A 25,475-nucleotide genomic window follows, 5' to 3' on the forward strand; every position below is an offset into this window, starting at 1 on the left:
GGGATTCACGCGGGCTTGATGCTCCCCTTCGCCAACTGGTAACCGGGCAGGAGCGACTGGAACTCGTCGGCGTCCATGCCACCGATGGTCAACAAAGTGTCCCCTTCGACCGCCGAAACGACGACCGCCCGGTGTGGGTTCGGTTTCCCGTCGAGGTCGGCCTCCACGTAGGACGCCTCGATCGAGTCGAGCGGCCCAGCCTTGATCCGTCGGTACACCGCGCTCGGGTCCTTGGCGTACTCGGCGACGAAGCTCTCGGCGTCGTTCTTTCCCCCACTGGGCAGGCTCTCGTTGATGCTCCACACCCGCAGGAACCCGACCAGGCCGGCCGGCTTGGCGTCGATCTCGCAGCGTAGGCTCGATCGGCCCACCGTGAGCTGCGCCTGCCCGGAAACCTTCGTCACCTTCCACCCGGCCGGGACCGAGAACGTGATCGGAAGTTCGCAGTCACTGCCCTTCGCGCCCACCGTGCTGCCAGCCTCGGCCGGGGCGACCTCGTCGTACCAGGGTGGGCCGGCCGCGATTGGTGAGGCGGTCGGGCCTGCCGACGACGAGGGGTCCGCTGAGGTTCCGCCTCCGCCCTCGGCGCAACCAGCCATCACGGTGAGCGTGAGTGCGGCAACCGCGGCAACCCGTCGAGTCATCTTGGCAACGTCCCCCTGTCCCGTGCCGTCGATCTGACGGCCGACGGATGCTATCCGAAGCGGGGCGATCGGGAGGGGCGAGGTTGGCCAGCACCTCGTCTCGGACCTGGCCGCGGATGGTGAGTCGGCACCTTCCGTCCTGCTGTCGGTCCGGAAACGTGAACTGATCGACTGACGCCGTCGTGGCGCTCGCCATCCATGGTGGTGGGCGATTGACGGTCCGGGACGTCAGCCCCAGAAGATGCCGGTCGGGTCGCGGCCGATCTCGTCGAGCAGCGCGCTGACCCTGTCGGACGACGGGGTCAGGTCGTAGCGACGGAAGTGGAGGTTCTGGTCCCGGTAGTACAGGGTCCAGGTGCCGGTCTTCTTCGTGTACCGCAGCCGGGCGACAGGAGCGGTCGTCCACTCCTGGCCGGTCTCTCCACGCCACGGGGGTCGTCGTTCGACGACCGTGAGGTGCCGGGGTGCTTCGTGGCACTCGATCCGCACCTGGTTTCGCACACTCTGTGGTACGCGTTCGTCGCACCAGCGTCGCACCAGCGCCACGTCCTGCTCGGGAAGCCCGTCCATCGACCCAGGATCTTATCCGCTGAGGCGGTCAGACCGTCGTCCGGCTCGCGAGGATCGCCAGGGTCTCCCGGCGTACGTCGTCGGCCTCGTTGACCAGGCGGCGATGGGCGAAGCGGACCACCAGGATGCCGACGGTCGCCAGCAGGGCGTCCCGCCGCAGGTCGATCTCCCGCTGTCGGGGGTCGCCGTGGGTGGTGGCGCCGTCGAGTTCGATGTCGACCCGTTCCCGCTCGGCGAACATGTCGAGGTAGACGGTGCGCCGCCCGAGACGTATCGGCATCTGCCGACGGAACATCGGCATGGTCGGGCCGGTGAAGACGTGGTCGTGGCCCCAGATCTCCAGCGGGCTACGGCAGCCGTCGGCGAGCCGGGTCAGCAGGGTCCGCAGCGCCGCCCGGTCGGTCAGCTTCGGCACGTTCTCCACGGCGAGGGTCAGCCGCTCAGAAGTGGTGAGCCGGTCGTTGACCGCGCGGATCACCGGTGCCCGCCGCTCGCCGGGCGGCAGGATCGGCCACGAGTCGACGACGCTCTGCTCCAGGCGGGTCACCGTCAGTCCTCGGCGGACGACCACGTGCGGCGGCGCGATGACGAGGTCCCTCCGGCGGTGAACCACCACACCCGGGCGCGTTCGTAGGCCCGCGTTGATCGGCGCGGTGAGGTGCAGTGGCTCTCCCAGGGTCTGCGGGCGCAGGCCCCACGCGGCGAGCGCGCTGAGATGACTGAGTGTTGCGCGTCCCCGCGCCCAGGCGAGAGCCGCAAGGGGGGCGACGACCGGGTCGAGCCGCTTCAGGACGGGTGCGCCCGCCCGGCCGTTGACCAGGTGTGCCGCCACGAAGACCTCGGGCAGCACCCGTACTAGTTCGCCGCCGCGACAGGCGTGCTCTAGCGCCCACTCAGGCACCACCTGCGTCACCGCCGCACGGGTGAACAGCCCACCGGAGCGCTCCACCAGGTCCCGCAACACCGAATTCACACCACGAACCGTGCGGCCCGCTGGCAAGATCCGCAAGGAGCCATCCCAGCGGCTGTGGACGGCGCACCCACTGTGGACAACCCCCACTCGTGCTCAGTTTCTGCTAAGGCGCGTCCTGCCGACCGTGTGGTGGATGTTGGCTCGACTGACGGCCACCACGGCGCTGGGCCGAGGTTCAGGACGCAGGAGCTGGCGTCAGCCGTGTCTCCTGCATCGTCCCGATCCTAGGGTCGAGGCAGTCACCCGATCACCTCGGCCATGATCGACAGGATCGGGCCTGGGCGGTGATCGGTGGCTGCTCAGCAGCAATTCGCTCGGCGTGTCATGTGGCCCAACAGCCAACGATCAAGGGGGCGACACGGACGGCTCACGCGGCCAGAGTGGCGTAGCGGCCGTTGCGGTGCAGCAGGGTGTCGTGGTCGCCGGTTTCGACGATGCGGCCGTGGTCGAGCACCGCGATCTGGTCGGCGTCGCGGACCGTGGACAGGCGGTGGGCGATGGTGATGGTGGTACGCCCCTGGGCGAGCACGTCGAACGCCCTCTGTACCGCGCGTTCGGTCTCGGTGTCCAGCGCGCTGGTCGCCTCGTCGAGGACCAGGATGCGCGGGTCACGCAGCAGCGTACGGGCGATGGCGAGGCGTTGTTTCTCGCCGCCGGAGAACCGGTGCCCGCGCGAGCCGACCATGGTGTCGTACCCGTCGGGGAGCGCGGCGATCTGGTCGTGGATCTGGGCGGCGCGGGCGGCGGCCTCGATCTCGGTGTCGGTGGCGTCCGGTCGGGCGCAGCGCAGGTTCTCCCGGACGGTGGTGTGCAGCAGGTACGTCTCCTGGCTGACCACGCCGACGATCGCGGCCAGGTCGGCCAGGCGCAGGTCGCGCAGGTCGACGCCGTCGATGGTGACGCGGCCGGCGGTCGGGTCGTGCAGGCGGCTGACCAGGCCCGCGAGGGTGCTCTTGCCGGAGCCGGTCTCGCCGACGAGGGCGAGGCTGGTGCCGGCGGGCACGTCGAGGGTGATGCCGGCGAGGGCGGCGGTGTCGCTGCCCGGGTAGCCGAAGGTGACGTCCTCGAGGCGCAGGTGCCCGCGTACCCGAGGCGGGTCGAGGCGGACCGGTTGGGCCGGATCGGCCACGTCGACCGGCAGGTCGAGGTATTCGAAGATCCGGGCGAACAGGGCCAGCGACGCGGTCAGCGAGACGCCGACGTTGAGCAGGCCCATCAGGGGCCGGAACAGTCCGCCCTGGAGGGCGGTGAAGGCGACCAGGGTGCCGATGCTCAGCGTGCCGGCGGCGCCGGGCAGGCCGGCGGCGAGGTAGATGACGGCCGGTACGGCGGCGAAGATGATGCTCATCGAGGCCATCCGCCAGCGTCCGGCCAGCTCGCTGCGCAGCTCCAGGTCGACGAGTCGGGCCGACGAGGCGGTGAACCGCTCGATGAGGGCGGGCCCGGTGCCCAGGGTCTTGGCGAGTTGGACGCCGCTGACCGACAGCCCTTCCTCCACGGTGACGTTGAGGTCGGCGAGTTCCCCTTGGCGCTGGGCGGTGATCTCGCGGCGCATCCGGGCGACCCGGCGGGTCAGCCAGACGGCCGGTGGCAGCACCACGAGCGAGACCAGGGAGAGCTGCCAGGAGAGCGCGACCATCGCGACGGCGGTGGCGACCACGGTGGTGAGGTTGGCCGCGACGGCGGTGGCGGTGGAGGTGACCACCGACTGCATGCCGCCGATGTCGTTGGTGATGCGCGACTGCACCTCGCCGGTGCGGGTGCGGGTGAAGAAGCCGAGCGACTGCCGCTGGAGGTGGCGGAACACGTCGGTGCGCAGCCGGTGCATGACCCGCTGCCCGACCTGGGTGGAGATCCAGGTCTGGACGACGCCGAGCGCGGCGGTCACGGCGGCGACGGCGACCATGCCGAGGACCAGCCAGACCAGCAGGGTCACGTCGCCCTGCGGAAGGGCCCGGTCGATCACGGTACGCAGCAGGAACGGACTGGCCATCGAGACGATCGAGGAGAGGACGATGATCGCGGTGACGATGACCAGGGCAGGCCGGTGGGGGGTGAAGAGGCGGCCGATGCGGCGCAGGGACACCTGGCGTGCCTGCTCCTTCTCCTCGGCGCTGACGGTGCGGTGGCCGCGGTCGCGGCCCGTCGGGGTGGGTTCCAAGGGGAACTCCTTCCGGGAGGATATGCTGAGGTTACCTCAACATGAGGGAACAACAGCATCGGCTGCTACCGTATTCCGGTGACCGAGGACACCGCCGACGGCGGCGACGAGAGCCTGGCCGAGACGTTCTGGGCGGTCGCGTCCCGTCTGCGCCGGCAGACCCGTGAGTCGCTGGCCCCGTGGGATGTCACCCCCAGCCAGGCCCGCGCGCTCGGCGTGCTCGGCCGCCACGGTGAGGTACGCCCCGGCACGCTCGCCGAGCACCTGCGCATCGCCCCCCGCTCGGCCACCGAGGTCGTCGACGACCTCCAGGCCCGGGGGCTCGTCGAACGGCGAGGGGACCCGGCCGACCGGCGGGCCACCCTGGTCGCGCTGACCGCCGAGGGCACCCGGGTCAGCGCCGCCATCCGGGCCGCCCGCCGCGCCGAGGCGGACCGCTTCTTCGGCCACCTCCCCGACGCCGACCGGGCCGAGCTGGCCCGCATCCTGCGCACCCTGCGCGGCTGAGCCGGACGCCGCAGCGCCTGCGGGTTTGCCCGGCCGCTACGCGGGTAGCCAGCGCCCCCGTTTTCACCGAGGGCCCCGCCACCACCAGTCGGGGAGACCTGACAGGAGGGCCATGTCCGCCCTGAACCAGCACCGCCCCGCCTGATGTGCGGGATCAGCGGGGAGGCACGCTTCGACGGTCGACCGCCCGACGCGGCGGCGGTCACCCGGATGAGCGAGGCGATGCGCTCCCGCGGCCCGGACGCCGAGGGCCTGCTGACCGACGACTGGGTGACCCTCGGACACCGCCGGTTGACCATCATCGACCTGTCCGACGCGGGCGCCCAGCCGATGGCGCGCGACGACCTCGGCCTGGCGCTGGTCTTCAACGGCTGCGTCTACAACTATCCAGAGCTGCGCGAGGAGCTACAGAACGCCGGGTACGCCTTCCGATCCACCAGCGACACCGAGGTGATCCTGGTGGCGTACGCGCACTGGGGTGAACGCTTCGTCGACCACCTGGTCGGCATGTTCGCGATCGGCCTCGTCGACCGGGTCCGGCGACGGCTCGTCCTGGCCCGCGACCGGCTCGGCATCAAACCGCTCTACCTCGCCGAGACCCCCGGGCGGCTCCGGTTCGCCTCCACCCTGCCCGCGCTGCTGCGCGCCGGGGACGTCGACACCGGCATCGATCCGGTGGCGCTGCACCACTACCTGTCCTGGCACTCGATCGTGCCCGCGCCGAGGACCGTGCTGCGCGGCGTCCGCAAGCTGCCGCCGGCCACCCTGCGGGTCGTCGAGGCCGACGGGCGCAGCCGGGAGCAGGTGTACTGGCAGCCCGACTACGTCCGGGAGCCCGCCGACGCCGGCATGGACGCCGCTGACTGGCGGGCCGCCGTCGGGGACGCGCTGCGCACGGCCGTCCGCCGCCGGCTCGTGGCCGACGTCCCGGTCGGTGTGCTGCTCTCCGGTGGTCTGGACTCCAGCCTCATCGTGGCGCTGCTCGCCGAGGCCGGTCAGGAGCACCTGCGCACGTTCAGCATCGGCTTCGACAGTCGGGGCGGCGAGGCCGGCGACGAGTTCCACTACTCCGACCTGGTCGCCCGCGCGTACGACACCGACCACCAGCGGATCCGGCTCGCCGACGACGACCTGGCGCCGGCCGTCCGCAATGCCGTGCGGGCCATGACCGAGCCGATGGGCAGCCACGACGTCGTCGCCTTCCACCTGCTGTCGGAACAGGTGGCGAAGCACGTGAAGGTGGCCCAGTCCGGGCAGGGCGCGGACGAGGTGTTCGCCGGCTACGGCTACCACCAGCCGCTTGTCGACGCGCCCCGGCACGGCGCCGCCGAGACGTTCGCCGCGGCGTTCTTCGACCGGGACCACGACGGGCTGCGCGCCATCGTCGGCCCGGCGTACACGCTGGACCACGACGCCAGCCGGGACCTGCTCGCCGGGCACCTCGACGCGCCCGGGGCGCAGACCGCGCTGGACGCGGTGTTACGCCTGGACACCCACCTGATGCTGCCCGACGACCCGGTCAAGCGGGTGGACAGCATGAGCATGGCGTGGGGCCTGGAGGTGCGCACGCCGTTCCTCGACCAGGACCTGGTGGCCCTCGCCGCGCACTGCCCGCCGGAGCACAAGGTGGCCCAGGGCGGCAAGGGCGTGCTGAAGGAGGTGGCCCGGGAGGTCCTGCCGGCCGAGGTGATCGACCGGCCGAAGGGTTACTTTCCGGTGCCGGCGCTGCGCAACGTGGACGGGCCGGTGCGTGAGCTGGTCGCCGAGTCGTTGCAGGCGCCGGTGGCGCGTGAGCGGGGCCTGTTCCGCCCCGAGTACGTCTCCCGTCTGCTCGCCGAGCCGGACCGGGCCGAGGCGGCCGCCGGCAGCAACAAGCTGTGGCAGCTCGGCCTGCTGGAGCTGTGGCTACAGACCCACGACATCACCTGAGCCGCCGCCGACTCCGCCGGCAGCAGGACGAGAACGGCCGGCCCTGTCAGGCGGCGGCGGTCTGGGCGGCGAGGTCGTCGATGACGGCCCGCAGGTCGCCGGTGTCGTCGAGCACCCGGCGTTGTCGTGTCGCGCCGGTGCCGTCGCGGCGCAGTCGGGCCAGTTGGGCCAGGACGTAGCCGAGGTCGCCGTGTCGTAGCAGCGCCGGGGCGATGGTCGCCATCAGGTCGTCGACCAGGTCCCAGGCCGGGCGGGCGCCGCCGGCCCGCAGGTCGATCAGCTCGCCGTCGAGGCCGTCGTGGGCCGCCCGCCAGTGCGCGGCGGCGACGAGGCAGTCGCGTACTGCCGGCGCGGGCACACCGGCGCGTACGTCGTCGGCGAGTGTCGCGACCAGGCTACGGACCAGGGCGGCGACCAGCACCGCGTCGTCCACGGTCGGGCAGACGTCGCCGACCCGCACCTCGACCGTCGGGTAGGCCGACGACGGCCGGGCGTACCAGTACACCATCGCGGCGTCCAGCATGATGCCGGCGGCGATCAGCTCGCCGACCGTGCGGTCGTAGTCGGTGACCGAGTCGAAGTACGGGGTGGGGCCGATGCTGGGCCAGCGTTCCAACTGCATCGACCGCCAACTGGCGTGGCCGGTGTCGTACCCGTCGTGCAGCGGCGAGTTGGTGGTGAGGGCCTGCACCACCGGCAGCCACACCCGCAGGTGGTTGCAGACCTGCACGGCCAGTTCCCGGTCCGGCAGCCCGACGTGCACGTGACAGCCGCACACCGCCGGATCGTGCGCCACCGGCCCGTACCGGCGGGACATGGCGTGGTAGCGCGGCTCGTCGGGCACCGTCCGGCGCGGCTCGGCCAGCGGCGTCGCGCCGACCGCGACGAGCCGGGCCCCGGCCGCGACGGCGGCCTCGACGGCCGATCGCCGCAGCTCCACCAGGTGGGTGCGCAGTTCGCCGAGGTCGGCGCAGACCGGGGTGACCATCTCGACCATGCTGTGCCGGAACTCCTGGCGGCTCTGGTCGCGGGCCGGGCCGCGCAGGGCCGCCCGCACCTCGTCGGCCACCGGCAGGTTGCCACCGCTGGCCGGGTCGAGCAGCAGGAACTCCTCCTCGACCCCGAGGGTGAGCGTGCCGAGGTCGGCAACGGCGTCGACGGTCGCCGGTCGGTACGCCATTTCCGCCTCCATCCGCTCCTGCGGCCACGGGCGGACACCCGGGCCGACGGGCGGCTCGGTTTCCCCGGCGGGCCACCGGCAAACGCGCGGTCAGCCCGGGGCCAGCGCCGTCGTCCGTGCGGTGAGGAAGGCCCGTTCGGCCGCGTTGTCCGTCAACGCCACCGCCGTCCGGTACGCCTCGACGGCCTCGGCGTCGCGGCCGAGCCGGGCCAGCAGGTCGGCGCGGACCACGTGCCGCACGTGGTATCCGGGCAGGTCGAGGCGGTCCACCTCGGCCAGCGCCACGGCCGCGCCGGCGACCTCGGCGAGCGCGACCGCCCGGTTCAGCGCCACCACCGGACCCGGGGCGACGACCATCAGATGGTCGTACAGCGTGAGAATCTGACCCCAGTCGGTGTCGGCGGCGCGCCTCGCGGCGCTGTGCACGGCGGCGATCGCGGCCTGGATCTGGTACGGCCCGGGCCGGTCGCGCCGCAGGCACCGGCGGACCAGCGCCTGCCCCTCGGCGATCAGGACGGTGTCCCATCGGCTCCGGTCCTGCTCGGGCAGCGGCACGAGGTCCCCGTCGGCGGTGGTACGGGCATTCCGGCGGGATTCGGTGAGCAGCATCAGCGCGAGCAGGCCCAGCGCCTCCGGCTCGTCCGGCATCAGCTCGACGAGTAGCCGGGCCAGCCGGACCGCCTCGACGCACAGGTCGGCGCGGACCAGGTGCGGGCCGACGCTGGCGGTATATCCCTCGTTGAAGATCAGGTACAGCACCGCGAGGACGTCGTGCAACCGGTCCGGCAGGTCGGCGTCGCTCGGCACCCGGTACGGGATGCGGGCATGGCGGATCTTCGACTTGGCCCGGACCAGGCGCTGCGCCATCGTCGCCTCGGGCACCAGGAACGCGCGGGCGATCTCGGCGGTCCGCAGGCCACCGAGCAGGCGCAGGGTGAGCGCGACCCGGGTGGCCGGCGCGAGCGCCGGGTGACAGCAGGTGAAGATCAGACGGAGCCGCTCGTCACGCACGGGCCCCTCCTCGGCGGCTGGGTCGGGTGCGTACAGCAGGGCGGCCTCGGCGTGCCGGTCGGCACGGGTCGCCTCCCGACGCAGCCGGTCGATGGCCTGGTTGCGGGCGGTGGTGATGATCCAACCGGCCGGGCTGGGTGGTGGGCCGCTGGTCGGCCACCGCCGCAGCGCGATCGCGAAGGCGTCCTGCACGGCCTCCTCGGCGAGGTCGATGTCGCCGAGGAGGCGCACCAGGACGGCGACCGCGCGACCGTACTCGGCGCGGAACACCGCCTCCACGTCGGGCACGGTCAGCCCCCGCCGCCGGGCTGGAAGGGGCGGACCTCGATCGGCAGGGTGGTGGCCAGGGCGTAACGGCGACCCCAGCGCAGGGCGGCGTCCAGGTCCGGCACGTCGATGATGGTGACGCCGCCCAGGTGCTCCTTGCCCTCCACGAACGGACCGTCGGTGACCAGGACGTCGCCGTCGCGGGGGCGCAGCACGGTGGCGGTCTCCGGCCCGTGCAGGCCCTGACCGAACACCCACGACCCGTCCGCGACGAGTTCGTCCCGCAGCTCACCGACCTCGCGCATGACCTGGGCCAGGAACTCCGGCTCGGGCGTCCCGCCGTCGGGCTGGTGCATGCTGAGCAGGTAGAGAGTCATCGTTCCTCCTCGCGGTGGCGGTCGACACGACGCCGACCTCTCATCCTCCATACGAACGACGAGCGCCCACATCGACAGGCCGACCGGACCTGCTCCGGTTCGCCGAGCCCGGTCGTACGCCAGGTAACGGCACGGTGGCCAGCGCGTACGGGGTACGGTGTCGCGCCGTCGCGGGTCGGGTGCGATGGTGTAGAAAGGCGGAGTGAGCGCAGCGGTGACTCAGGTGCCGGTCTTCGATCGAAGGACGGTCCACGGTGGCTGAACCCGACCAGCCGCCCATCGGACGCACTGTCGGCACCGCTCTGGTGCAGCTCGGCGACGTACCCCTGGCGGACCTGTTGGCCGGTGCCGGTGACGGCGTCCTGGCGCACGTGCTCGGGACGCTGACCGCCGAGGATGAGCCAGGTCGCCCCGGCGACGTGTCGGCCTTCGAGTCGAGCTTCTGACCGTGCCGGCCGACGCCCCGCCGTCGGCCACCCGACACCGCCCTGCCGTGGTCGCGCCCCACATCCGTCAGGTGGTGCTGAAGGTCCACTCGCGGTGCAACCTGGCGTGCGACTACTGCTACGTCTACCGCCACGCCGACCAGGACTGGCGGTCCCGGCCCCGGATCATGGCCCCCGGCACCGTGCGCCGGGTCGCCGACCGCCTCGCCGCTCACCTGGCCCGGCACGGCGTCGACCGCGCCCGGGTGGTGCTGCACGGCGGTGAACCACTGCTCGCCGGCCTCGCCGCGCTCGACCGGACGGTCCGCACGCTGCGCGCCGCGCTGCCGTCCACCGTCACGCTCGACGTGGCGATGCAGACCAACGGGCTGCTGCTCGACGAGGCGGCGCTCGACCTGTGCCACACGCACGGCATCGACGTCGGCGTCAGCCTGGACGGCGACCGTACGGCCAACGACCGCCACCGCCGGCACGCCGACGGGCGCGGCAGTTACGCCGAGGTCGCCACGGCGCTGCGCCTCCTGGCGCGACCCGAGCACCGGGCCCGCTACGCCGGGCTGCTCTGCACCGTCGACCTGGCCAACGATCCGGTCGCCGTCTACGAGGGTCTGCGGGAGTTCGACCCGCCCCGGCTGGATCTGCTGCTGCCGCACGGCAACTGGAGCGCTCCCCCACCCGGGCGTCGTCCCGACGACCCGGCCACCCCGTACGCGGACTGGCTGATCGCCGTCTTCGACCGCTGGTACGCCGAGACGCCCCGGCGCACCGGCATCCGGCTGTTCGAGTCGCTGATCGCGCTGCTGCTGGGCGGTCGCAGCGGCACGCAGGCGCTGGGCGTCACCGAGCCGGACGTCATGACGATCGAGACCGACGGCACCATCGAGGGCACCGACACGCTCAAGACCACAAGCGTGGCGGCGATGCGGACCGGCTTCGACGTGTTCCGGCACAGCTTCGACGACGCGCTGCGGCACCCGTCGCTGGCGGGGCGTCCGACGGGCATCGCGGCGCTCGCTCCGGCCTGCCGGGCTTGCCCGGTCGTGGCCGTCTGCGGCGGCGGCCTGTACGCGCACCGCTTCCGCGAGGGTGTCGGCTTCGCCCACCCGTCGGTCTACTGTGCCGACCTGTTCCGGCTGGTCCGGCACGTGCAGGAGAGGGTGACCGCCGACCTGGAGGCGCTGCGCGGTCGGAGCGTACCGGCGGCTCGCCCGTGACAGGCCCGCTGACGGCGGCGCAGCTCGCCGGGCTGGCCGCCGGTCACGGCGACGCCGACACCATCGCCGTGTTGCGGGGCGGGCAGCTCGGTCGCCGCCGGCTGCTGACCGTGGCCGCGGCCCGCGCCTGCCGTGACGAGCCGCTGGTGCGGCAGAGCCTGGAGCTGCTCACGGGGGCCGAGCACGCCGAGCCGGCGACGGTCGCCGCGGTGCTGGCCCATCCGCCGGTGACCGGTTGGGCCCGCGCCGCGCTCGACGGCGCGGCCGGTCCCGCCTACCTGGCGACGCTCGCGGCGGCGGCCGCGGTCCGCGCCGGCCTGACGTTCACGCTGACGCTGCCCCGCCCGGCCGACGGGGTGCTGTCGCTGCCCACCGTCGGCGCGGCGGCCGGCCTGCACGGCGACGGCGCGATCCGGCTGCACGGCACCGCCCGTACGCTGCGGATCGACGGCGGCGCGGACGGCGACGGGGTACGCGTCGACGCCCGCGACGGTCGGCTGCGCGACGCGGGCGACGGCGACGTCGACTGGCAGCCGGCGCGCAGGACCGTGCCGTTCGACGCGACCGGGGTGCTCGTGGACGACCAGGACCCGTGGCGTCACTGCTACCACCGGCCGTCCGCGCCACGACTGGACGACGCGGGGGCGGCCCGGCTGGACCGTCTCGCCGCCGGGGCCGGGCAGTGGCTGCGTGACCAGCTGCCGGCGCACGTCGACGCGCTGACCGGTCTGCTGCGCTCGCTCGTGCCGCTGCGACCGCCGCCCTCGGGCAACCCGGTGAGCGCCACCAGCAGGGACGCGCTGGGGGCCATCGCGCTTTCCGTGCCGGCCGACGCGCAGACCCTCGCGCTGCTGCTCGTGCACGAGGTGCAGCACACCAAACTCGGTGCGCTCCTCGACCTCGTCCCGTTGCACCGCGACGGTGGGCCGGCGCGCTACCGGGCGCCGTGGCGGCTGGACCCGCGCCCGGTCGGCGCGCTGCTCCAGGGCGCGTACGCCCACCTGGGGGTGGCCGAGGTGTGGCGGCAGCGCCGGCACGAGGGCGTCGCGGCCGCGTTCGAGTACGCGTACTGGCGGGAGCAGACCATCCGCGCGGTCCGGCAGCTCGCCGGGGCGTCCGAGCTGACCGAGGCGGGCCGGTCGTTCGTGACCGGCATGGCGGGCACGTTGCACGGCTGGCGTGAACCGGTCGACGGCCGGGTCGAGGCCGCCGTGCGGGACGTGGCGGACGCCGGCGCGGTGCGCTGGGGCCTGGCCAACCTGCGGCCCGACCCGGACGGGGTGGCCCGCCTGGCGCACGCGTGGCGGCACGGCGTGCCACCGGCTCTCGGCCACGCGCCGTCGACGGTCGTCCCGGCCCCGGCCCGTCCCGCTCTCACCGTGGCCAGCGGCCCCGAGGCCGCCGTCCGCCACCGGCTCCTGGGCGGCGGCGGGCCGTGCGGGTCGAGCCCGAGCGACCAGGCGTACGCGGCGGGCAACTCCGAGGACGCGTTGGCCGGGTACCGGCGACGTCTCGTGGCCGACTCCGGAGACGTCGACGCCTGGGTGGGACTCGCCCTGGCCGCCCACCGCACCGGGCAACCGGCGGCGGCGCGGGTGCTGACCCGCCGGCCCGAGCTGGTGCGCGCGCTCAGCCAGGCCCTCGCGGACGCGGACCCGCTCGCCCTCGCGGCCTGGCTGGCGGCGGCCAGCTGACCGACCCTAGAGCAGCGCCGGCTCGATGTAGGCGTTGGAGCGTTCCCGCTGGCGGGCCTGCACCACCCGGGGATTGTCGCCGCCGAAGAGCTGCACGAGTTGACCGAACGCCTCGTCGTAGAGCGCCCGACCGGCGTCCGCCTCGCTCTCGGTGGCCTGGCGGCTCAACGCGAGGTTGACCGACGCCGAGAGGGTGTCCGGGTGCTCGGCGCCCAACGCCCGGGTCAGCTCCACGTACGCGGTGGTGTCCAGCAGCAACGCGTTCTCCCGGTCACCGAGGGCGAACAGGTCGTTGGCCAGGTTGAGGGTGGCCAGCAGGGTGTGCGGGTGCCGCTCGCCGAGGTTGGCCAGCAACTGGTCGCGGACCCGCTGGGACAGCTCCCGGGCCTGGGCATGGTCGCCCTGCTTGCGCAGCAGCACGCCGAGGTTGTTCAGGCAGGCCAGGGTGATGGCGTGCGACTCACCGAGCACGTCGTTGTAGCCGTCGCGCAGGCGGCGCGCCACCCGCAGGGCGGTCTGGTTGTCACCCACGGCCGACCAGGTGGTGGCCAGGGCCATCTCGGCCGAGAGCGTGTCGGCGTGCTCGGCGCCGAGGGTGCGCTGGTACCGGACCACGGTCCGCTCGATCAGCCGGTGCGCGTCGGTGAAACGCCCGAGCTGACGCAGCGTCAGCGCCAACTCCTTGGCCGTCCGCAGGGTCTCCGGATGGTCCGGGCCGTTCACCTTCTGCTGGGTGGTGTACGTGCGTTGCAGGACGCTGTGCGAGCGCCACAGCTCGCCGGTGTCGCGCAGGCCGCGCCCGTAGTTGCTGGCCGACGCCAGGGTGGACGGATCGTCCTCGCCGAAACGGTCCCGCCGCCGCTCGTGGATGTGCTGGTCGAGCGCGGCCGCGCCACGGAAGTCACCGACCAGGCGCAGTGACACGGCGAGGTTGTTCTCGGCGGTCAACGTCCGGCCGCTGTCGTCGCCGAAGCTGCGGACGCTCAACTCCAGCGTGCGCCGGTCCTGCGCCTCGGCCTCGTGGTAGAGGCCCTGGGCGCGCAGGTCCGCGCCGAGGCTGCGGGCCGTCATCAGCGTGTAGAGGTGCTCCTCGCCGAAGATCCGCCGCTGCCGGTCGTAGACGTCCCGGTCGATCTCGTACGCCCGGTCGAAGTGGCTCTGCGCGCGCAACACGTTCGCCAGGTGGAAGCGCATGCGCAGTCGGGTGGGGTCGTCCTCGTCGGTGTCGCGCCAGCCGGTCAGCGCCTCCTCGGCGAGGGTGCGGCTGGTGTCGTAGTCGCCCCGCCGGTAGAGGTAGCGCACGATGTCCACGACGAGCTGACGCGCCTCGTCCATGGCGGACAGGTGCAGCCCGCTGGGGCGTACGTGCGGCCACAGCTCGGCGTACTCGGGCCAGTTGACCGGCTTGTCGGGATCGCGGGGGTTGGCGGCGGCGAGCAGCAGTTGGGCTTGCCGGCGGGCCTCGTCCGGATCGCCGAGCTGGTCCTGGATGACCAACTGGACCAGCCGGTGGATCCGTACCGTGTTGTTCTCGGCGTCGACCTGGGCCAGGCCGTAGCGGCCCAGCTCGGCGGTGACCAGGCCCTGCAGGATCGGGTCGGTGAGCGTCGGGTCGATCGGCGCCATGAAGCTGGCGAAGCGGTCACCGGTGAGCATGGCGACCGGGATCGGCTCCGGCGCGTAGAACGAGCACAGCTCCAGCAGCCGGGCCGCCGCCGGCTTCTCCTCGCGCAACTGGCCGAGGGTGAACAGCCAGGTGGCGGCGAGCGCCTTGGAGTAGCCGGCGGACTGCCGGCCGTCGAGGATGCGCAGCAGACCGGGCGTGTCCAGCGAGTTCAGGTACTTCTCGACCTGCATGGCGCTGGCCCGCAGGTACGCCGCGCCCTGCTCGACCGCGAGCGGCAGGTCGCCGAGTTTCTCGGCCACCTGGGCCGCCTCGGCCTCGCTGAGCCCGCGGACCCGGTCACGCAGCAGTTGGACGCTCTCGGTCCGGTCGAAGACGGTCAGCTCGGTCGCGGTGGCGTACTCACTCCAGCTCTGGTCGCGGGTCGTGAGCAGGACGTGGCCGGGCCCCTGCGGCAGCAGCGCGCGGGTGGCGTGGGTGGGCTTGTCGACGTTGTCCAGGACGATCAGCCAGCGCTGGTCGGGCCCGGCGCGGCGCAGCGCGTCGAGCACCCGGCGGGCCGCCTCGGCGCCGCCGCCGGTGCCGAGGCCCATCGCCTGCCCGAGGTCGCCGAGGCCGCCGCGGATGCGGTCCTCGCTGTCCGCCGGGATCCACCAGATGAGGTCGTAGTCGCGGCCGAAGCGCAGCGCGTACTCGGCCGCGAGCTGGGTCTTGCCGACACCGCCGAGGCCGTGCACGACCTGCAGGGCCGAGTCCGGCGAGGTGGTGAGCCGATCGCGCAGGGCTTCGAGTTGGGCGGCACGCCCGACGAACGGGGTGCCGTGCTGGCGGACGTTGGAGATCGTCGGGAACGGTCCGGGGAACCGGCCGACCGCACGACCGCCGGCCGTGACCGTCGCTCCGGCGGCCTCCAGCACGCGGCTCCGGGCGGTGGACGGGTCGACGTCGGTGAGGTCCACCGGGCTGTGGTCGCTGTACGGCATGGTCAGCCGCGACTCGTCGACGCGCAGCGGGACCAGCACGCCCGCGCCGCCGAGCTGGTCCCGGCCGGTGGCGTTCTTCCACACCTCGCCCGCGAGCGGTGTGCCGGCGTAGTGCCGGGTGAGGACGGCCAGCACCCGGCTCGCGCCACTGACGGCCCGGTCGAACTCGGCCCGCCCGCCGGCGAGCACCGGCACGTCCAGCGCGCGACGATCCACCCGCAGCCCGGCATCCTCCAACTGGTCGGTGATCCACTCGGCCCAGAGCCGGTCGGCGGAGGCGTAGCTGAGCAGCACCGCCTGCTCGGCGGTGAGGCGGCTGCGTTCGAACTCGACAAGCGAGCGGCGTCGCTCCGTCTCGCCGATCGGGTGCAACCGGGTGACGCGGCCGTCGGTGATCACCGAGGCGAGTTGCTCGTACGCGGCGAGCAGGGTACCGACCTGCTCGGGTCGGTCACCGAACGCGGCGAGGATCTCCTCGTAGGCGTAGAAGGTGCGGTAGGGCACCTCGATGGTGTTCCAGTAGCGGGCGGCCGCCGCGTCCGAGAGGTGCTCGAGGAACGGCGCGAACTCGGCCCGTACCAGATCGCGGCCGGTCTCCAGCTTGCGCAGCTCGGCGTCCTCCACGCGCATCGGCACCGGCAGCAGCAGCGGCGGATCGTCGGGGCGCTGGCTGCGGATCGAGCGGGCCACCGCCGCCGCGCCCAGGATGCTCTGGGTGGACATGGTGAAGCAGTTGACCACCAGGTCGGGCAGTTGCACGGTGCAGATGCCGGCCACGTCGCTGAGGCCGGTGCGACTGTCGATCAGCACCACGTCGTACTCGGCGCGCATCTGCGCCCGGACCGCGTCGATGAACGACGCGCCGCCCTGGCGCTCGTAGAAGTTGGCCCAGTCGAAGGTGCTCACCAACCGGGAGTACGCGGAGTCCTGCTGCCCGGCGGCCACGAAGTCGATCACGCCACCGTGGTCGAAGTCCCAGTTCAGCGAGACCGCACGACGTTGGATCTTGGCGTGGCCGGTGAGCAGCTCCTGCGAGTCCTCGTCCCGGTTGCGCTGCATCGTGGCGATCGAGTAATCCCAGATCATCTCGATGACGCCCGGGGTGGCCCGCAGTTCCTTGTCCCGCAGGAACGGGTGGAAGTAGCGGTGCAGACCCGGAGACTCCAGATCCCAGTCGACGACCAGCACCTGGAGGCCCTGACTCGCCAGGATCCAGGCCACGTTGGCCAGCGCCATCGTGCGGCCGGTGCCACCCTTGTACGAGTAGAAGGTCACGATCTGGCCGCGTGCCGTCTCGTTCAGCGCCATGACGTGTCTCCCCTAGGGACCTTCGAGGATCGGGCGGATTCCCGGGCCGTCGGTGGGCGGCTCCTGGTAGACCGTGCCCGTGCGGTAGATCCGGCCCTGTTCGACGACCAGCACGTCCTCCAGCTCCTCCTGAAAGCGTGCGGAGGTCGCGATCTCGGTGCGCCACACGTCGCGGGTGCTGTGCAGCACGTGGTACGGGAGCACCCGGGCCAGGGTGTCCCACATCTTGCGGTTGCCGCCCGCGGCCGCGTCGTCGGCGGCCGTCCACGGCACCAGCACCGGCGCCCGCGGCGCGGTCACGTCGCGGTCGTGACGCATCAGGCTCTGCTGGTAGCGCGGCAGGTCGGCGGACCAGACGTCGACCACCAGCACGACGATCTGGTTGTGCGCCCGTGCCCACTCCCGTACGGCCGCCAACTCCTCGGCGTCCTCCACGGTCCAGCCGTAGCTCTTGGTGGTGGCGATGGCACCGGCCCAACTGCCGATCGGCACCTCCAGCTCGGGCTGGTACGGACGCCAGTCCCGGGAGACCGCGCCGTAGCGGTCCTCCGCGCCGGGGCGACTGGCGGCGAGTTCGGCGGAGCTGCCGGCGACCAGGACGATGTGCACGTGCCGGGCGCTGGTGGCCCGCTGCACCGCCGTCGCCACGGCGGCGCCGTAGTGCGCCTGCGGACGCGGCGGCAGGTCGAAGGCACTCGTCACCTTGGACAGCACCGGACGCTGCGCGGGCCGGTAGAGCGTGTGGTCTCGGGCGGTCTGCACGATGTGCTTGGCGAGCGCGTCGACGAAGTCCTCGTAGTCGTCCTCGTGCCGCTTGCGCTGCTTGAGGGTGAGCAGGCCGTCCTGGGCGTACGCGGTGCCGGTCGGGAAGTTGCGGTACTGGAAGCCGGCGACCGCCTTGGGCAGCCGGTCGCACGGGATCCACTGCACCGGCACGATCGCGGGTGGACGGACGTTGAACAGACGCTCGTGCTCGTCAATGCGGTCGGCGAAGACCCGGAACTCCCGACCGCAGTAGTCGCTGACGACGTACCGGGGCGAGGTGAGCGCGATCAGGCAGGCGCTGGTGGTCAACGCGTCGGACAGCGTGTCCGTCCAGGTGCTGCCGAGCAGGATCTGCCCGTCGATGAATCCCGCCTCGTCCCAGCGGACAGCGGCCAGCCCGGCCACCGCGTCACTGAGATCGCCGAAGAACTTCTGAATCTGACCGTTGCGGTTGTCCTCTTGGGCGTAGCTCAGGAAGAAGAGTGGCACGCCCGCCTCCGCTCACGGGTTCCACGACCGGTAGGCACAGTATAGGACCGTCGATGCCAGCCCACCCGAGCCGCGATCATCGGCGCGGGCGCGCGGAGAGTCATATGCCCGACGCTTTCGGGTAGTCGGGGCCGTGTCCGACGGAATCCGGGTGGTCGTGGTCGGTGCCGGCATGTCCGGTCTCGCCGCCGCCGTGGCGCTGTGCCGAGCCGGCGCGCGGGTACAGGTGTTAGAGGCCCGTGACCGCGTCGGCGGGCGGGCGCTGACCCGGTGGCTGCCCGACGGCACCCAGCTCGACCTGGGCGCGCAGTGGATCGGCCCGACCCAGGACCGGATGTACGCGCTGGTCGCCGAGCACGGCCTGGTCACCTTCGCCTCGGCGGCCGTCGGGACGTCCACCCTGCTCTGGGCCGGCACGCGGCGGCCCGACCCGCCGGCGCGGGTCGCGCGGGTGCTCGGCCTGCTCGACGAGTACGCCGCCACAGTGGACCCGGTCGCGCCGTGGGAGGCGCCGGAGGCGGCGCGGTGGGACGCGACGACGCTCGGCGGCTGGCTGCGCGCCACGGCCGGCGGCACCGACACCGCCGACTACCTGGGGCGGCTGCTCGCCGGTGGGCTGCTGGCCACCGGAGCGGACGAGGTGTCCCTGCTGCACCTGCTGTTCTACCTGCGAGGCGCGGGCGGCACCGGGCCCCTGCTGGGCATGGCCGGAGGCGCGCAGCAGGACCGGATCGTGGGCGGCCCGCCGGCGCTGGCCGAGCGGATGGCGGCCGGACTACCGCCGGGGACGCTCCGGCTGGGCACCGCCGTGCACACCATCGCGCAGGACGTACACGGCGTGACGGTGTGCACCGACGCCGGGCGCGTCGAGGGCGACGCCGTGGTGGTCGCGCTGGCGCCGGCGCTGGCCGGCCGGATCCGGTACGACCCACCGCTGCCGCCGTTGCGCGACGGCCTGACGCAGCGGATGCCGATGGGGTCGGCGTGGAAGGTGCACGCCGTCTACCCCGAGCCGTTCTGGCGCGCCGACGGTCTCTCCGGGGTGTCCACCAGCAGCGTCGGCCCGCTCACCGAGACCGTGGACAACTCCACGCCGACCTCGCCGCGCGGCGTGCTCACCGGGTTCAGCTACGGCGCGGACGCCGCCGCGATGCGGGAGTTGCCACCCGACGGGCGACGCCGGTGCGTACTGGACGGGTTCGCCGCCGTGGTCGGGCCGCGGGCGTCCGATCCGATCGCGCTCGTCGAGTACGACTGGTCGGCCGACGAGTGGACGCGGGGTTGCTTCGGCGGTGTGCTCACGCCCGGTGCGTGGCGCGCGTACGGGTCGCGGCTGCGGACGCCGGTCGGACGGGTGTACTGGGCGGGCACCGAGACGGCGACCCGCTGGGCCGGCTACCTGGAGGGCGCGGTGCGCGCCGGTGAGCGCGCGGCGGCCGAGGTGCTGGCGGAACTCCGGACATGACCGTGGCCGGCCCGGTCTTCGGCGGGACCGGGCCGGCCTCGGCCCTGGGTACGACCCGCGCCGGCCCGGTCAGATGAGTCGACCGGATCGGCGCGGGCGCCCCGGTCAGGGGTAGTTCGTCAGGTACACCGTCTGGTTGGCCGCGTTCGCGGTGCCACCGGCGTTGTTGATCACCCGGTTGATGGTGCCGACACCACCGAGCGAGACGGTGACCATGTTGGTGAAGCGCACGTTCGGGTTGACCGGCACCTCGAAGGAGTGCTCCTCGACCACCGCGGGGTTGACGTTGAAGTAGCTGTAGCTACCCAGCCCCCACGCCCCGTGGCTGGTCACCGAGTCGGCCACCTTGTAGGCGGCGTAGCCCCGGGTCGACCCGTTCATCCAGGCCGCCTGGTTCGGCACGTCGTACGGCAGCTCGTTCTGGTAGAAGTACGTCCGCCCACCGTTGCCGTTCCAGATGGTCTGGTACTTCTGGTAGTGCTCGACGAAGAGGCCGTACATGGTGACGTCGTCGCCGTTGACGGTGAGCCCGGTGTCGGCGGTGTTCAGCGTCCACCCGGTGGGCACGCCCTGGGCGGCGTGGTCGGCCCGCCACAGCCACATGTGGTCACCGATGACGTTGTCGCTGTTGACGGTCAGCGTGTTGGTGGCCTTGCCGACGAGCGGGCCGCCGATGCGAAAGAACACGTCGTGCAGCGAGGTCGGGTTGCTGGCGTGGCTCGCGGACGAGCCGGACGGTCCGACCTCCATCAGCACCGGCGAGTTGGTGGTGCCGGCCTCGAACATGATGCCGGCGACCTTGACGCCGTCCACGTCGGCGACCCGCATGCCGACGCTGCCGTTGTCGGCCTGGATGGTGGCCAGGCCGAGGCCGAGGACGACCGTGTCGGCCCGGTTGACCTGGATCGGCTCGGTGACGTGGTGCACGCCCGGGGTGAAGAGCAGGTGCTTGCCCTGGGCGAGGGCGGCGTTGATGGTGGCCGCGCTGGTGCCGGGCTGGACGACGAAGAACTGCGACAGCGAGATCGACGAGCCGGCCGGAGTCTTGTTGTACCAGCTCGTGCCGGTGGAGTTGGTGCGCACGGCGGGCACGAAGACCCGGTACTCACCGCTGCTCGTCACGTAGAGGAACGGCTTCTCGCGGACCTGCGGGGTCTGCGCGATGACGGTGTGCGACGGGTTGGGGAAGCTCGGCGGCGGAGCGCCGTTGACCCCCTGGAAGACCATGTTCCACACCGAGCCGGTCCAGCCGTTGCCGAACTCGCTGTTGCGCGAGTACCACTGCTGCTGCGAGCCGGAGACGACCAGGCCGTCGATGCGGGTGTCGGCCAGCAGACCGCCGCTGGACCAGCCGTCGCCGCCGTTCCAGAGCTGGATCTGGTTCTGCGCGCCGCGCAGGTGCATCCGCCGGTACGGCGCGGCCTGCGACACCGCCCAGCGCTCCACACTGACGCCGGCGGGCAGGGTCACCGAGAGGTTCTCCGCGGACCGCCAGAAGTTCTGGGTGGCGTTGCCGCCGAACCAGGTCGCCTCGGCCCGGACGTGGCCGTTCAGGTTGACGTCGTCGGGGCTCATGCCGAGGCCGGCGACCTGGGTGAAGAAGCCGAGGTTGACGTCGGCGGTGTAGGTGCCCGGCTTGAACAGCACGGCGTAGCGCTGCGCGCCGAACTGGTTGGTCTCCTGCTGGGTGAAGATGGTGTTGAGTCGACTCTGGATCGTCGACGTCGGGGTGCTCGGGTCGAAGACGTACGTGTTCGCGCCGAGGTTGGGGTTGTACGGGTCGGTCGTGCCGACCGGAGGTTCGCTGGTGCCGCCGCCGGTCGTGTTGACCGCCACCTCCCAGAGCGAGTAGCCGTAGGCGGTGCCCCGGGCGGTGCCGTACACGCGCAGGTAGCGTCCGGTGCCGGTGACGGTGAGGCTCTGCGTGCCACCGGTGGCCGTGGTGGTGGAGTAGATCGTGGTCCAGGTGGAGCCGTCGGCCGAGGTCTGGAGCTGGAAGGCCCGGGCGTACGCGGCCTCCCAGGTCAACGTGACCCGGCAGATCGTGCGGCTGCTGCCGAGGTCGACGCGCAGCCACTGCGGGTCGCTGGCGGCGCTGGCCCAGCGGGTACCGGTGTTGCCGTCGACGGCCGCAGACGCGGGGGTGCCGGCGTTCTCGGTGGACGAGGCGGTCACCGGGCTGCCCTGCGCGACGTTGGCGCTGCCGCAGGTGGACGTGTCGCCGCCGGTCTCGCCGTAGACCTGGAACTCCCACAGGGAGTAGCCGTAGGCGGTGCCCCGGGCGGTGCCGTACATCCGCACGTACCGGCCGGCGCCCGTGACGGTGAGGTTCTGCGTGCCGCCGGCGCCGGTGGTGGTCGAGTAGATCGTCGTCCAGGTGGCGGCGTCGTCGGACGTCTGGATCTGGAAGGCGCGGCCGTAGGCGCCCTCCCAGAGCAGGTTGACCTGGCTGATGGTGGCCCGCGCGCCGAGGTCGACCTGGAGCCACTGGGGATCGCTGAAGGCGCTGGCCCAGCGGGTGCCGGTGTTGCCGTCGACCGCGGCCGACGCGGGGGTGCCGGCGTTCTCGGTCGACGAGGCCGTCGCCGGGCGGCCCTGCGAGAGCAGGGTGGGCGCGGCCTGCGCCGGCGCCGTGGCCACCGCCGGGGTCAGGGCCGCCACCAGGGCCACCGCGACTCCGGTGAGGAGGTGCCGAACGGTCCGCCGCCGGGGACGCGGGCGTACGGATGTAGCACGAGATGTCATGACATCGCCTGTCGATAGGGCGTTACGGACGCCGTGCGGGTGGGGGTCGGTTTTCGCCCGTGGTGCCGTGGGTGGTGCCGCCGATGCGACGCCGCGGGGAGGAGAGCGCTCTCGTAGGAGTGTTGCGGCGAGATTGCGGCGGCGTCAAGACATCGATCTATAACTTCGTTATTTATCCCGAGGATGAGATTTTGTGTAATTCCGCCCCCTCCCCCACGGTCCCCGCGCGCCCCCACCGGCCCCCACCGCCCCCGGTGATCAAGAGGTTGGCGTCAGAAATCGCGCTCGGGATGACGCGAACCTCTTGATCACCGCACGAAGGGGGTGAGGGTCAGGGTCAGGTGGGGCGGACGCCGCCGGCGGTGAGGAAGCGGGCTATCGGGAGGGTGGCCGCGCCGAGGGCCACCGCGTCGACGCCGAGGCGGCACAGCTCGATCGACGCCTGCTCGTACGGCTGGCGCAGCGCCTGCCGGCCGGCGGCCTCGCGCACCGCCGGCAGCAGGTCACCCAGCGCCATCGCCGCCCACCCGCCGAGGACCACCCGCTCCGGGTTGAACAGGTTGATCAGGTTGGCCACTCCCGCGCCCAGGTAGCCGGCCGTGTCGTCCAGCACCTGTCGGGCGGTGGTCGAGCTGTCTCCGGCCGCGACCAGGGCGGCGAGCTGGGACTCCTCGTCCTCGCCGGGAACGGCGCGACCCCGGCGTGCCTCCCGGTAACGGTCGATGATCGCCTCCGCGCCCACGTACGCCTCAAGACAGCCGCGCGCGCCGCAGCGGCAGGTCCGGCCGCCGTACACGAGGGTGGTGTGGCCCCACTCCCCCGCGCTGCTGGACGCGCCCCGGTACGTGGCGCCGTTGGTTACCACGGCCGCGCCGACACCCGAGCCGACCAGCGCGAAGACCGCGTGCCGGGCTCCACGCCCGGCGCCGAACCACATCTCGGCCTGGCCGAGGGTCTTCGCGCCGTTGTCGATGTGCAGCGGCAGGTCGGTGCCGGCCCCGATGAGGCGTTCCAGCGGCACCCGGTCCCAACCGAGCGCCTGGGCGTGCACGACGGCCTCGTCGCCCTGCTCGACCACGCCGGAGACGCCGATGCCGACGCCCAGCACGTCGGCGGTGGCGACCCCGGCCGAGCCGGTGACCGCCTCGATGCCGGCCAGCACGTGCCCGGCCACCACGTCCGGCTCGGTGCGCGCCGGGTCGAGCGGGTACTCGACGCTGGCGAGCAGCGTCATCGCGAAGTCGAACAACTCGACCCGGACCCGGGTCTCGCCGACGTCCACGCCGATCACGAAGGCGTACCGGGGGGCGACCCGCAGCAGCATGCTGGGTCGGCCGCCGTCGGACTCGGCGGCCCCGGCCTCGACGACGACACCCTCGTCGATCAGGTCGGTCACCACGTTGCTCACCGCCGGCTGGCTCAACCCGGTGCTGCGCACCAGGTCCTGCCGGGTGAGCGGGGCATCGAGGAAGAGCTTCGTCAGCAGGGCGGACCGGTTGCGCAGCCGGACGCTCCGGTTGGTGGCACGCGCCAGCTCCACTCGTCACCTCGTTCCCGTCGGCCGTAGGTGGCGACTGTAACCGCACCGTGCTTGACGACCCACCGGCCAACCACTTTAATGACGACATTCATTAAGCCGTGATGTAACTCCCGGGAAACGCCGACGGACCTCCGACGGCGCGTCCGGAGAGACCCCGTCCGCAGCCGACCGCCGTCGCCAGACCCCTATCGACGACGACGGTCGGCGGACCCCCACCACGCACCGGAAGGGCTGACCGTGTCGAGACGACACCTCGGGATATTCGCTGCCGCCGTAGTGGCTGCCGCATCGCTGACCGCCTGCGGCGGCTCCGGCGACGACTCCGCCTCATCGCCCAAGACCCTCACCTACTGGGCCAGCAACCAGGGCGCCAGCCTGGAGGCCGACAAGACCACCCTCCAGCCCGAGCTGGACAAGTTCGAGAAGCAGACCGGCATCAAGGTCAACGTCGAGGTGGTCCCCTGGTCGGACCTGCTCAACCGGCTGCTCGCCGCCGCGACCTCGGGCAAGGGCCCGGACGTGGTGAACATCGGCAACACCTGGTCGGCGTCGCTGCAGGCCACCGGCGCGCTCGTCGAGTTCGACGACGCCACCCTGCAGGCCGTCGGCGGCAAGGACCGGATCGTGCCCGCCGCGCTCGCCGCCGCCGGCGCGCCCGGCAAGCCGCCGGCCGCCGTGCCGCTCTACTCCATGGCGTACAGCCTGTACTACAACAAGAAGATGTTCGCCGACGCGGGCATCACCGCTCCGCCGACGACCTGGGAGCAGGTCGTCGAGTACGGCAAGAAGCTCAGCACCGGTGGCAAGTGGGGCTTGGCGATCGAGGGCGCCAACCCGTCGGAGAACGCCCACCACGCGTTCACCTTCAGCCAGCAGTACGGCGGCGAGTGGTTCGACTCGGCCGGCAAGCCGACCTTCGACACCCCGCAGAACGTCTCGGCCATCAAGCGCTACATCGACTTCATGGCCGCCGACAAGATCACCAACCCGAGCAACGCCGAGTACGCGCAGAACCAGTCGGTCTCGGACTTCGCCAACGGCAAGGCCGCCATGCTGCTGTGGCAGTCCGCCGGCTCGAACCTGAAGACGCAGAACATGGCCGCCGACGCGTACGGCGTGGCCCCGGTGCCGTTCCTGGCCAACCCGCCGGCCGGCGGCAAGAAGGTCAACAGCATGGTGGCCGGCATCAACATGGCCGTCTTCAAGCACACCAAGAACAAGGACGGCGCGCTGAGCTTCGTCAAGTTCATGACCAGCGACGAGGAGCAGACGATCCTCAACAAGACGTACGGATCGCTGCCGGCCGTCAAGACCGCCGGCGCCGACCCGGCGTTCAGCGCCCCGGAGCAGAAGAGCATCCAGGAGACCCTGGTCACCACCGCGGCCCCGCTGCCGCAGGTGCCCGAGGAGAGCACCTTCGAGACCCTGGTCGGCACCGCGATGAAGGAGTTGTTCGCCGACGCGGCGAGCGGCAAGCCGGTCACCGAGGCATCGGTGAAGGCGAAGCTGACCGACGCGCAGCAGAAGATGCGCTGACCCACGCAGCGCCGGTGGCCGTGGTCGGGCTCGTCGCCTGACCACGG

General features: G+C 72.4%; 18 protein-coding genes. 7 read left to right on the plus strand and 11 right to left on the minus strand.

The annotated features are described in order from the left end of the window. Positions 1–5: 5 nt before the first annotated feature. From ACTFTM_RS17585 to ACTFTM_RS17600, 4 genes are all read right to left on the minus strand, one after another. The gene (locus ACTFTM_RS17585; protein WP_449561552.1) at positions 6–644 is read right to left on the minus strand and encodes a lipoprotein; all 639 of its coding nucleotides are present in this window, start codon (positions 642–644) and stop codon (positions 6–8) included. Between the two features lie 228 nt (positions 645–872). Next, entirely contained in the window at positions 873–1,214 is a 342-nt protein-coding gene (locus tag ACTFTM_RS17590) for a DUF3024 domain-containing protein (RefSeq protein ID WP_449561553.1), read from the minus strand. A gap of 28 nt (positions 1,215–1,242) precedes the next feature. After that, positions 1,243–2,187 (minus strand): endonuclease domain-containing protein, encoded by a 945-nt coding sequence (locus ACTFTM_RS17595; protein WP_449561554.1) that lies wholly within the window; start codon positions 2,185–2,187, stop codon positions 1,243–1,245. A gap of 367 nt (positions 2,188–2,554) precedes the next feature. Continuing rightward, positions 2,555–4,348, minus strand: coding sequence for an ABC transporter ATP-binding protein (locus ACTFTM_RS17600; protein ID WP_449561555.1), 1,794 nt, complete (start codon positions 4,346–4,348; stop codon positions 2,555–2,557). Between the two features lie 78 nt (positions 4,349–4,426). Between ACTFTM_RS17600 and ACTFTM_RS17605 the strand changes: the two genes are divergently transcribed. Both ACTFTM_RS17605 and ACTFTM_RS17610 read left to right on the plus strand, forming a co-directional pair. Next, positions 4,427–4,855: a MarR family winged helix-turn-helix transcriptional regulator gene (locus tag ACTFTM_RS17605; protein WP_449561556.1), complete on the plus strand. Its 429-nt coding sequence runs from the start codon at positions 4,427–4,429 to the stop codon at positions 4,853–4,855. A gap of 144 nt (positions 4,856–4,999) precedes the next feature. After that, positions 5,000–6,784: an N-acetylglutaminylglutamine amidotransferase gene (locus tag ACTFTM_RS17610; protein ID WP_449561557.1), complete on the plus strand. Its 1,785-nt coding sequence runs from the start codon at positions 5,000–5,002 to the stop codon at positions 6,782–6,784. A 46-nt stretch (positions 6,785–6,830) separates the two neighbouring features. Here the strand turns inward: ACTFTM_RS17610 and ACTFTM_RS17615 are convergent, their stop codons facing one another. From ACTFTM_RS17615 to ACTFTM_RS17625, 3 genes are all read right to left on the minus strand, one after another. Continuing rightward, complete coding sequence (locus tag ACTFTM_RS17615; protein ID WP_449561558.1) at positions 6,831–7,964, minus strand: carboxylate-amine ligase; 1,134 nt, start codon at positions 7,962–7,964, stop codon at positions 6,831–6,833. Between the two features lie 90 nt (positions 7,965–8,054). Next, the gene (locus ACTFTM_RS17620; protein WP_449561559.1) at positions 8,055–9,263 is read right to left on the minus strand and encodes an RNA polymerase sigma factor; all 1,209 of its coding nucleotides are present in this window, start codon (positions 9,261–9,263) and stop codon (positions 8,055–8,057) included. Between the two features lie 2 nt (positions 9,264–9,265). Then, complete coding sequence (locus ACTFTM_RS17625; RefSeq protein ID WP_449561560.1) at positions 9,266–9,619, minus strand: YciI family protein; 354 nt, start codon at positions 9,617–9,619, stop codon at positions 9,266–9,268. A 254-nt stretch (positions 9,620–9,873) separates the two neighbouring features. Here ACTFTM_RS17625 and fxsA point away from each other — a divergent pair, with 254 nt between their 5' ends. The 3 genes from fxsA to ACTFTM_RS17640 are packed head-to-tail and all read left to right on the plus strand — an operon-like array spanning position 9,874 to position 12,973. After that, positions 9,874–10,065 carry an FxSxx-COOH cyclophane-containing RiPP peptide gene (gene fxsA, locus ACTFTM_RS17630; RefSeq protein WP_449561561.1) on the plus strand — a complete coding sequence of 64 codons (192 nt, stop codon included), beginning with the start codon at positions 9,874–9,876 and terminating at the stop codon, positions 10,063–10,065. 2 nt (positions 10,066–10,067) lie between these two features. Then, the gene (locus tag ACTFTM_RS17635; protein ID WP_449561562.1) at positions 10,068–11,279 is read left to right on the plus strand and encodes an FxsB family cyclophane-forming radical SAM/SPASM peptide maturase; all 1,212 of its coding nucleotides are present in this window, start codon (positions 10,068–10,070) and stop codon (positions 11,277–11,279) included. Then, positions 11,276–12,973, plus strand: coding sequence for an aKG-HExxH-type peptide beta-hydroxylase (locus tag ACTFTM_RS17640; RefSeq protein WP_449561563.1), 1,698 nt, complete (start codon positions 11,276–11,278; stop codon positions 12,971–12,973). Before ACTFTM_RS17635 ends, ACTFTM_RS17640 begins: the two co-directional genes overlap by 4 nt. Before the next feature lie 6 nt (positions 12,974–12,979). On the opposite strand, the gene fxsT is transcribed toward ACTFTM_RS17640, so the two are convergent. Further along, positions 12,980–16,888 (minus strand): FxSxx-COOH system tetratricopeptide repeat protein, encoded by a 3,909-nt coding sequence (gene fxsT / locus ACTFTM_RS17645; RefSeq protein WP_449561564.1) that lies wholly within the window; start codon positions 16,886–16,888, stop codon positions 12,980–12,982. A gap of 12 nt (positions 16,889–16,900) precedes the next feature. Then, positions 16,901–18,142: a TIR-like protein FxsC gene (locus ACTFTM_RS17650; protein ID WP_449561565.1), complete on the minus strand. Its 1,242-nt coding sequence runs from the start codon at positions 18,140–18,142 to the stop codon at positions 16,901–16,903. 133 nt (positions 18,143–18,275) lie between these two features. Between ACTFTM_RS17650 and ACTFTM_RS17655 the strand changes: the two genes are divergently transcribed. Further along, positions 18,276–19,607 carry a flavin monoamine oxidase family protein gene (locus tag ACTFTM_RS17655; protein WP_449561566.1) on the plus strand — a complete coding sequence of 444 codons (1,332 nt, stop codon included), beginning with the start codon at positions 18,276–18,278 and terminating at the stop codon, positions 19,605–19,607. A gap of 105 nt (positions 19,608–19,712) precedes the next feature. Here ACTFTM_RS17655 and ACTFTM_RS17660 read toward each other — a convergent pair whose 3' ends face one another. Beyond that, a complete protein-coding gene (locus tag ACTFTM_RS17660; RefSeq protein ID WP_449561567.1) occupies positions 19,713–22,352 on the minus strand; it encodes a discoidin domain-containing protein in 2,640 nt (879 codons plus the stop codon). Between the two features lie 337 nt (positions 22,353–22,689). Next, positions 22,690–23,892: an ROK family protein gene (locus ACTFTM_RS17665; RefSeq protein WP_449561568.1), complete on the minus strand. Its 1,203-nt coding sequence runs from the start codon at positions 23,890–23,892 to the stop codon at positions 22,690–22,692. A gap of 276 nt (positions 23,893–24,168) precedes the next feature. Between ACTFTM_RS17665 and ACTFTM_RS17670 the strand changes: the two genes are divergently transcribed. Then, positions 24,169–25,428, plus strand: a complete 1,260-nt coding sequence (locus tag ACTFTM_RS17670) for an ABC transporter substrate-binding protein (RefSeq protein ID WP_449561569.1) — start codon at positions 24,169–24,171, stop codon at positions 25,426–25,428. Positions 25,429–25,475: the final 47 nt, after the last annotated feature.

This window comes from Micromonospora sp. RB23, assembly GCF_053585025.1.

Bases quoted from the DNA above. Each gene is read 5' to 3' on its own strand.
- ACTFTM_RS17585 (WP_449561552.1), bottom strand. From the start codon at position 644: ATGACTCGACGGGTTGCCGCGGTTGCCGCACTCACGCTCACCGTGATG.
- ACTFTM_RS17590 (WP_449561553.1), bottom strand. From the start codon at position 1,214: ATGGACGGGCTTCCCGAGCAGGACGTGGCGCTGGTGCGACGCTGGTGC.
- ACTFTM_RS17610 (WP_449561557.1), top strand. From the start codon at position 5,000: ATGTGCGGGATCAGCGGGGAGGCACGCTTCGACGGTCGACCGCCCGAC.
- ACTFTM_RS17615 (WP_449561558.1), bottom strand. From the start codon at position 7,964: ATGGCGTACCGACCGGCGACCGTCGACGCCGTTGCCGACCTCGGCACG.
- ACTFTM_RS17625 (WP_449561560.1), bottom strand. From the start codon at position 9,619: ATGACTCTCTACCTGCTCAGCATGCACCAGCCCGACGGCGGGACGCCC.
- fxsT (WP_449561564.1), bottom strand. From the start codon at position 16,888: ATGGCGCTGAACGAGACGGCACGCGGCCAGATCGTGACCTTCTACTCG.
- ACTFTM_RS17660 (WP_449561567.1), bottom strand. From the start codon at position 22,352: ATGACATCTCGTGCTACATCCGTACGCCCGCGTCCCCGGCGGCGGACC.